Origin of the sequence: Microcystis sp. LE19-84.1B, assembly GCF_027531875.1 — a bacterium.
Lineage (GTDB): Bacteria > Cyanobacteriota > Cyanobacteriia > Cyanobacteriales > Microcystaceae > Microcystis > Microcystis panniformis.
In genome coordinates this window covers 1-6714 of the sequence record NZ_JAPZSR010000019.1, presented here as the reverse complement: position 1 = coordinate 6714, position 6714 = coordinate 1, and the positions used below count along the sequence as shown (strand labels likewise).

Annotated in this window: 8 protein-coding genes and 1 pseudogene; all 9 read right to left on the bottom strand. The window is 42.6% G+C overall.

Features of this window, described 5'->3' with window-relative positions; genetic code table 11:
* Positions 1-126: type II toxin-antitoxin system HicA family toxin (locus tag O9324_RS00875; protein ID WP_288139233.1), on the bottom strand; the 126-nt coding region annotated here is incomplete at its 3' end.
* A gap of 17 nt (positions 127-143) precedes the next feature.
* Positions 144-305, bottom strand: coding sequence for a hypothetical protein (locus tag O9324_RS00870; protein WP_196219697.1), 162 nt, complete (start codon positions 303-305; stop codon positions 144-146).
* A 317-nt stretch (positions 306-622) separates the two neighbouring features.
* On the bottom strand, positions 623-4567 hold the full coding sequence (locus O9324_RS00865) for a serine protease (RefSeq protein ID WP_288139232.1): 3945 nt from the start codon (positions 4565-4567) through the stop codon (positions 623-625).
* 160 nt (positions 4568-4727) lie between these two features.
* Positions 4728-5066: a HepT-like ribonuclease domain-containing protein gene (locus O9324_RS00860; RefSeq protein WP_002768610.1), complete on the bottom strand. Its 339-nt coding sequence runs from the start codon at positions 5064-5066 to the stop codon at positions 4728-4730.
* Positions 5063-5356 carry a nucleotidyltransferase family protein gene (locus O9324_RS00855; RefSeq protein WP_002768612.1) on the bottom strand — a complete coding sequence of 98 codons (294 nt, stop codon included), beginning with the start codon at positions 5354-5356 and terminating at the stop codon, positions 5063-5065. The genes O9324_RS00860 and O9324_RS00855 overlap by 4 nt, the downstream gene beginning before the upstream one ends.
* Before the next feature lie 226 nt (positions 5357-5582).
* Positions 5583-5762: pseudogene (locus O9324_RS00850) on the bottom strand (hypothetical protein).
* 12 nt (positions 5763-5774) lie between these two features.
* Positions 5775-6119 (bottom strand): hypothetical protein, encoded by a 345-nt coding sequence (locus tag O9324_RS00845; RefSeq protein WP_002768109.1) that lies wholly within the window; start codon positions 6117-6119, stop codon positions 5775-5777.
* Between the two features lie 8 nt (positions 6120-6127).
* Entirely contained in the window at positions 6128-6328 is a 201-nt protein-coding gene (locus O9324_RS00840) for a Tse2 family ADP-ribosyltransferase toxin (RefSeq protein WP_287628135.1), read from the bottom strand.
* Between the two features lie 27 nt (positions 6329-6355).
* Positions 6356-6667, bottom strand: a complete 312-nt coding sequence (locus O9324_RS00835) for a hypothetical protein (RefSeq protein WP_002804649.1) — start codon at positions 6665-6667, stop codon at positions 6356-6358.
* Between the last annotated feature and the right edge of the window lie 47 nt (positions 6668-6714).

The window sequence follows — 6714 nt, the reverse complement described above, 5'->3', positions numbered from 1 at the left end:
TTTAGGGTGAGGAACAGTCACTTTCCCTTTTTTATGGGGATGTTTAAAATGATGATGACTTCCTGTTGTACCTACTTGATACCATCCCTCATCCTTCAGTTTTTTGATAATTTCTCGACTTTCCATAATTGATGATTTCTACTTCACCCCCCTAATTCGCGTAAAAGTTGCATCACTTTTTCATAAGTTGCCATATTATTCTGTTGGTAGAATATTATAGCCGCTTGTTGTAGATTAATTTTGGCTTTTTCGGTTTGTTTTAATTTGGCATATAAAACACCACGACTACGGATTATAGTAATCATAGCAATTACCGTAGGTTGGGTTGAGGCACGAAACCCAACAATACACCCAAGGAAACACAACAAAAAGATTCTGACAGTTTTAGGTGTTGGGTTTCGCTTTTCCTGTGAATTGAGAGGTTTTCATTAACATATTTATTCGCTCAACCCAACCTACGAACTCTACAGTAGGTTGGGTTGACGTAAGGAAACCCAACAATACACCCAAGGAAACCCAACAAAAAGATTCAGACAGATTTAGGTGTTGGGTTTCGCTTTTCCCTGAGAATTGAGAGATTTTCTTTAACATATTTATTCGCTCAACCCAACCTAAGAAACTACTACAGTTGCGAGAGCAGTTTTCGAGCATCAGCGATGATTTGATCACCCCAGAGATTTTTTTGCAGGGTTTCAACCTGAGCAAATTCAGGGTCGATTTTAAGCGCACTTTTAGCAAGTTTGATCGCTTTCCCCGTATTGCCTTGACGGTAGAGAGTAACAGCGAGAGCCAGTTGATTTTCAGCAGATTGGGGGTTAATTTCCAGACTTTTTTGAAATTGGCTACTGGCCAAATTTAGATCGCCTTGTTCGTAATAAATTAAGCCAATATTGGTAATCGCAATCAGATTTTTTTCGTCCAGTTCGAGAACTTTTTGATAGTCTTGGAGAGCTTCGGGATAGCGTTTTTGTCTTTTGTAAATGTCTCCCCGGAAACTATAAGAGTCCTTGCGATTGGAATCGAGATCGATCGCCTGATTAAAATCCGCTAGAGCTAAATCCCATTTTTGAGTTTGATAGTAAAGCATTCCTCGCGTAGAGTAAAATGAAGCATTGTCTCGCTTAAGCTCGATCGCCTGATTAAAATCCGCTAGAGCTAAATCCCATTTTTGAGTTTGATAGTAAAGCATTCCTCGCGTAAAGTAAAACGAAGCATCATCCGGCTTAAGCTCGATCGCCTTATTAAAATCTGCTAGAGCTAAATCCCATTTTTGCCATTCTAGGTACTTGAGGCCGCGTGCGACGTAGGCACTGGGAAATTGCTTGATCTCGATAACTTTCGTGATATCTGCAATCGCTAAATCCCATTTCTTTTGTTGATCATAAATAATATAACGTTGTAAATAAGCCGACCAGTATTTCGGATCGAGTTCGATCGCCCGACTGTAATCAGCTAAGGCGATATCCGATTTTTGCTGTTGTCGGTAAATTTCCCCACGGTTGTAATACAGTTCTGCATCGTTACTATTAAGCTCGATCGCCTTGTTATAATCGGCGAGGGCGAGATCGAGTTGATTTTGATTGCGATAAATATCTCCCCGCATTCGATAGGCTAACTTGAAATAGGGATTAATTCGGATCGCTTGGCTTAAATCGGTGAGGGCGAGATCCCATTCTTTTCGATCCCAGTATAAAACTGCTCTAGATCCGTAAGCGAATTCGGGGGATGGCGAGAGTTCGATCGCCTTGTTAAAGTCAGCAAGTGCGAGATCCCACTTTTGTTGTTGAGAATAAACATTTCCTCGATTGACATAACTACTAAAATAACCGAGTTCGATCGCCTTGTTAAAATCAGCGAGAGCGAGATCCCACTTTTTCTGGTTAGTGTAAAGAGTTCCCCGCAACTGGTAACCGTTGCCGGAATTCGGATCGAGTTCGAGCGCTTTATTAAAATCCCCTAGGGCTAGGTCCCATTCTTGCCGCTCCGAATAGAATCGCCCGCGACTCTCATAACCGAAGCCGGAATTCGGATCGAGTTCGATTCCTTTCCGATAATCCGCTAGAGCTAAGTCCCATTTTTGCCAGTTTTCGTAGGCTAAACCGCGCATTAAATAGGCGAGAACGGAATAGGGATTGATTTCGATCGCTTTTGTGAGATCGGCGATCGCTAACTCCTCTTCACGTTGAAAATTATAAAAAACACCTCTCATTTCATAAGAGCTAGGATCATTAGGATCAATGGTAATCGCTTTGTTAAAATCCGCTAGGGCTAAATCCCATTGTTTTCGCTCCGTGTAAAAAATTCCCCGGGACTGGTAGGCTGCCGCGAAATTAGCATCGATCTCGATGGCTCGGTTATAATCAGCCAGGGCTAAATCCCATTCTCTCCGCTCTTCGTACACATCGGCGCGAGCTATATACGCCCTAGAATTATTCGGATTCAACGTCAGAGCTTGATTATAATCGGCTAAAGCGAGATCCCATTTTTTTAGGTCCTTGTATATATTCCCGCGATTGCTATACCAACTGGAGCGGGGAGCGATTTCTATAGCGCGGTTAATCGCTGCTAAGGCTCGATCGTACCGTTTTACGTTTCGTAGTACCGACGATAGACTATTGTAATAGTTGGGATTCTGGGGAGAGATTTTGATCGCTTGTTCAAAACTATCGATCGCTTTTTCGGATTGATTCATCTTCCCATAAAATACACCCTGATAATTTAAAATTTCCCCATGAAATTCCGAACCTTTCTCGCGAGCGGGTAGGGTGGCGAGGGCTTGCTCGAGGGCTTCGATCGCTTCTCGAGCTTTGTATTTGGGCCCGTAAACCCTTGCCTTACCGTACCAAGCTAAATAGGTGTATTCGGGATTGTTTAATTGTATCGCCCGATCGAAGGCTTGCAGGGCCCGATCGTCTTTTTTCAAGCGCCAGAGTTGATTTCCCCGCTCGATCCAGATGTCTTCGGAGGCGTTGGTTTCCGGTACTTCTACACTGACAAGAGTGCGATCGATCTCCTGCTGTTGTTGTGCTGTTAACTGGGGTTGAGCGGTAACGAAAGAAGATAATTTAACTCGAAATCTTTCCTGTAAACCGATAAAACTACTAATCGGAATCCCTAAGCTAAAACCTAGCTGAATTTTACCCTTAACCCCCTCGGAGCGCCCGTGAATACCGATCACCTGTCCGGCAGCGTTTAAGACTGGGCCGCCGCTCATACCGCCGAAGGTAATACTGGTATAAACCATATCGTAACCGCCGCTCAGGGAACTAACCCTGATCGATGCCCCACTTTGGGTAATCGTAAAATCACTCTGTCGCGTGGCGAGAAGTCCTTCCTCCTGACTTTTGACAGCACCGCCGCTAAAGAGCCATCCCGCTTGTTTATCGCCGATTTTGGGAAATCCCGCCACAAAAACGGGACTCTCTCGATTGGGGCTATAGTTGGCGATTTCTGCGACCGGATAATTCTCGTTACTCTCGAAGGTAAAAATGGACAGATCGACCCCTTCCTGTCGAATAATGGTTTTTCTGTCGAGGGGAAGGGTTTTGCCGTCCTTGGTGGTGAGGGTATAGGTGTAATCGGCACAGGTTTTCTCCTCGGCGATTTTCTCACAGAGGACGTGGTCGGCGGTTAGGACGGTGTAGATTTTTCCCTGCTGGGCGATAATGACACCGCTACCGTTGGACTGACTGCTACTATTGATCCGCACGGTGAAACCCTTGGCTTTTGTTTCTAATTGGGCGATATAGCCGGTATAGGTGGGGTTTTCGATGCCCCGCGAGCTTTTCGGTAAGGGTAATTGGTACGCGGTCAGGATTTCGGGCTTGATGTAGGTTAATAGGGTATTGATGGGAATGCCCCAGTTAACCGCTCTCATCTGTTGGATTTCTGCGTCTGTGGGTTTTGTGCCGTCTTCGTAGGTGTAGTTAGAGAGAATCGGATGGGCCGATCGCCCGTTAATGCCGATTAACTCCCCCTCGAAAAAGATACCGCCGCCACTCATTCCCTGCACGATATCGCCACTATAACCGACGCTGTAGCCCTCCAGGAGGGGTCGATCGCTCACCTGTTCGATCTTTCCTGTCGTCACCCGATACTGTCCCGTTTCGGCAACATATCCCGCAGCCACCACTTCTAAACCGATCTCGTCTTGATTGGGGGTAAACCGCGCGATGGTGGCGATCGAATAATCCCGGGTATCGCTAAACTCCAGCAGAGCGAGATCTTGATTCTCCGATAGGGAATTGGGGACGATGCGGGCCGCACGGCTGTGGCCGTCGTAAGTTTGTAGCTGTAGGGTTTTCGTGTTGCGGATAACGTGGGCGTTGGTTAGGACAAGGTAATTATCGCCTTTTTTAGCAATAATCGTCCCCGATCCCCGATTTGTCTCGTTAGTAATCTTAACGGTGACTCGTTGTAGGATTTGCTCCTCGGTAAGCGCCCGATCGCCCTGTGCCGTCAGAATGGGATCATTAGAAATATTTCCGGCAGCCGGGGTAACAAGGGTTAACCCGGGTTGAGGCAGTAGGGAGAAAAGAAGGATGAGGGCGATCGAAGGTTTGATCATGGCTGTTACCTTGCTATTTTAAGTATTAATTACCGTCGATTGGATTGACGTAAGGAAACCCAACAAAAAGATTCAGACGGATTTAGGTGTTGGCTGTTGGGTTTCGCTTTTCCTGGGAATTGAGAGGTTTTCTTCAACATATTTATTCGCTCAACCCAACCTACGAAACTGATTCTAGATGCCTTAAAATCTGTTCTTTCAAATCATCCAAATAATTTTCTACCACCTCCCAAACTGTATTAAGGTCAATTCCCCCTAAATAATCATGTACTAAAATATTCCTAAAACCAGAAATATTACGCCAGTCAACATCGGGAATATTTGCCTTTAATTCCTCCGAAAGCCTTTGAGTTGATTCTGCCAAAGTTTGTAAACGTCTAATGATAGCATCGCTGATCATTGAATTAGCAAAAAACTCCTGTTTTCCGCCTTGGGAATACTCCTTAATTTTATCAATACAGTCTAAAATGTATTCAAGATAAACTTGATCTTCATTCATAACTTAATTGCCTCTTTTAAGATTCGCTGTTTAATTAGATGATGAAGGCTTTTTTCAGTTACTACATCCACTTTACACCCTAAGAGAGCCTCTAAATCAACTAATAATCCACCGGGAAACCAAGGGGATGTTTTAGCTAAATCATAATCAATTAAAAAATCAATATCACTATTTTCGGTTTCCTCTCCTCTAGCAACGGAACCAAATACACGCACATTAAAAGCACCATGTTTGGTGGCAATTTGTAGGATATCCTCTCGTTTGTCTTGTATGAGTTGTTTTAAGGTCATAAAATAACATCCATCCCGAAGGTTTTTAATGAACAATTAACAGACTAGACTAGAAAAAACTAACTACTGATAATTCACACTCCCACTTATACTAAATCCGTTGAGTATAGGCTACATATCAGGATAGCCAAAAGGCAACCCCCCCACCCCCCCCGACATCGGGGGGGCGCGGGGCAAGAGGCAAAAGGAGGAATAAATAATCAGTCTTTAATAACTGGAGTTAGTATTATCCCCCTAATTTGCGTAAAAATTGCATCACCGTTTCATAAGTTGCCATATTATTCTGTTGGTAGAATATTATAGCTGCTTATTCTAGGTCAATTTTGGCTTTTTTGGTTTGTTTTAATTTAGCATATAAAAGACGACGACTACGGACTTTATGAACGGTGGCTAAATAAGTAATCATTGATTTCTCATTTCAGGTTCGCATTAGATTATATTCTTCGCGGATTGATGAAGTTAGAGATTCCACTAAGATTAATTTTTCCTCAATTGACAAGGTTTTTCCTTGTTTAATTAATGTTTGTAAAGACATTTTTTGCAAATCAAATTCAGGCACAAGTAGAGCCAATTCTTGTGTTTGTTGATTTTGTAAGTCAGTAATTAATTCTTGTAAAAATAGAGAATCATTACTTAAGTCTGCAATTTCATCTTCATAGTTTTCGAGAGCTTCTATTTGTTGAATACGGTCACTATAATTTTTGAGAAGGGATTCGAGAGCTTCGATAATAAATTGGATGTCTTTAAATGATAGAGTTTTCATAGTTTACCTCAACTTACACGATAAAAAAATTCACCAATTACCCTTAAGGCTTGTTGATAGGTTTCTATTGACATGGGAAATAAGGGTTTCCATAACCAGTGATTACCTCGATCATTAATTAATTCTAGCTCACTGGGAATAGAAATTCCCCGATCTAGTTTCCACCAGTTGTTTCCTATTCCCTGAACGGAAGAGGTTTTCTTTAACATATTTATTCGCTAAAACCAACCTAGAAACTACGGGCGCTCACTACTTAATTTAATCACTTGTTGCTCAGGAAATTTAAGGGTAAGTTCCCATTCTCCCCCTAATTCCCTCATCATACGGGTTAAATTTTCTAGGGTAAGATGTTGTTTTAAATCATCCGATTTTGCTGAAAAACATGGCTGTTCACTTTCGCTTTCCGTGATTTCTTCTGAAGAAAGTCCTAGGCGTTGAAGAAGTTCATCAATGATTTGCATTTCTTGTAAAAGCTCTTGGGTTTTAGCTTCAATTTTTGCCCTTCTTTCAGAGGGCAGTTTATCCATTTCTTCATCAAAGGTAATCATAGATTTTGCTCCGTTAAGGTTTTTAAATAGGCTTCAAATCTTTTTTC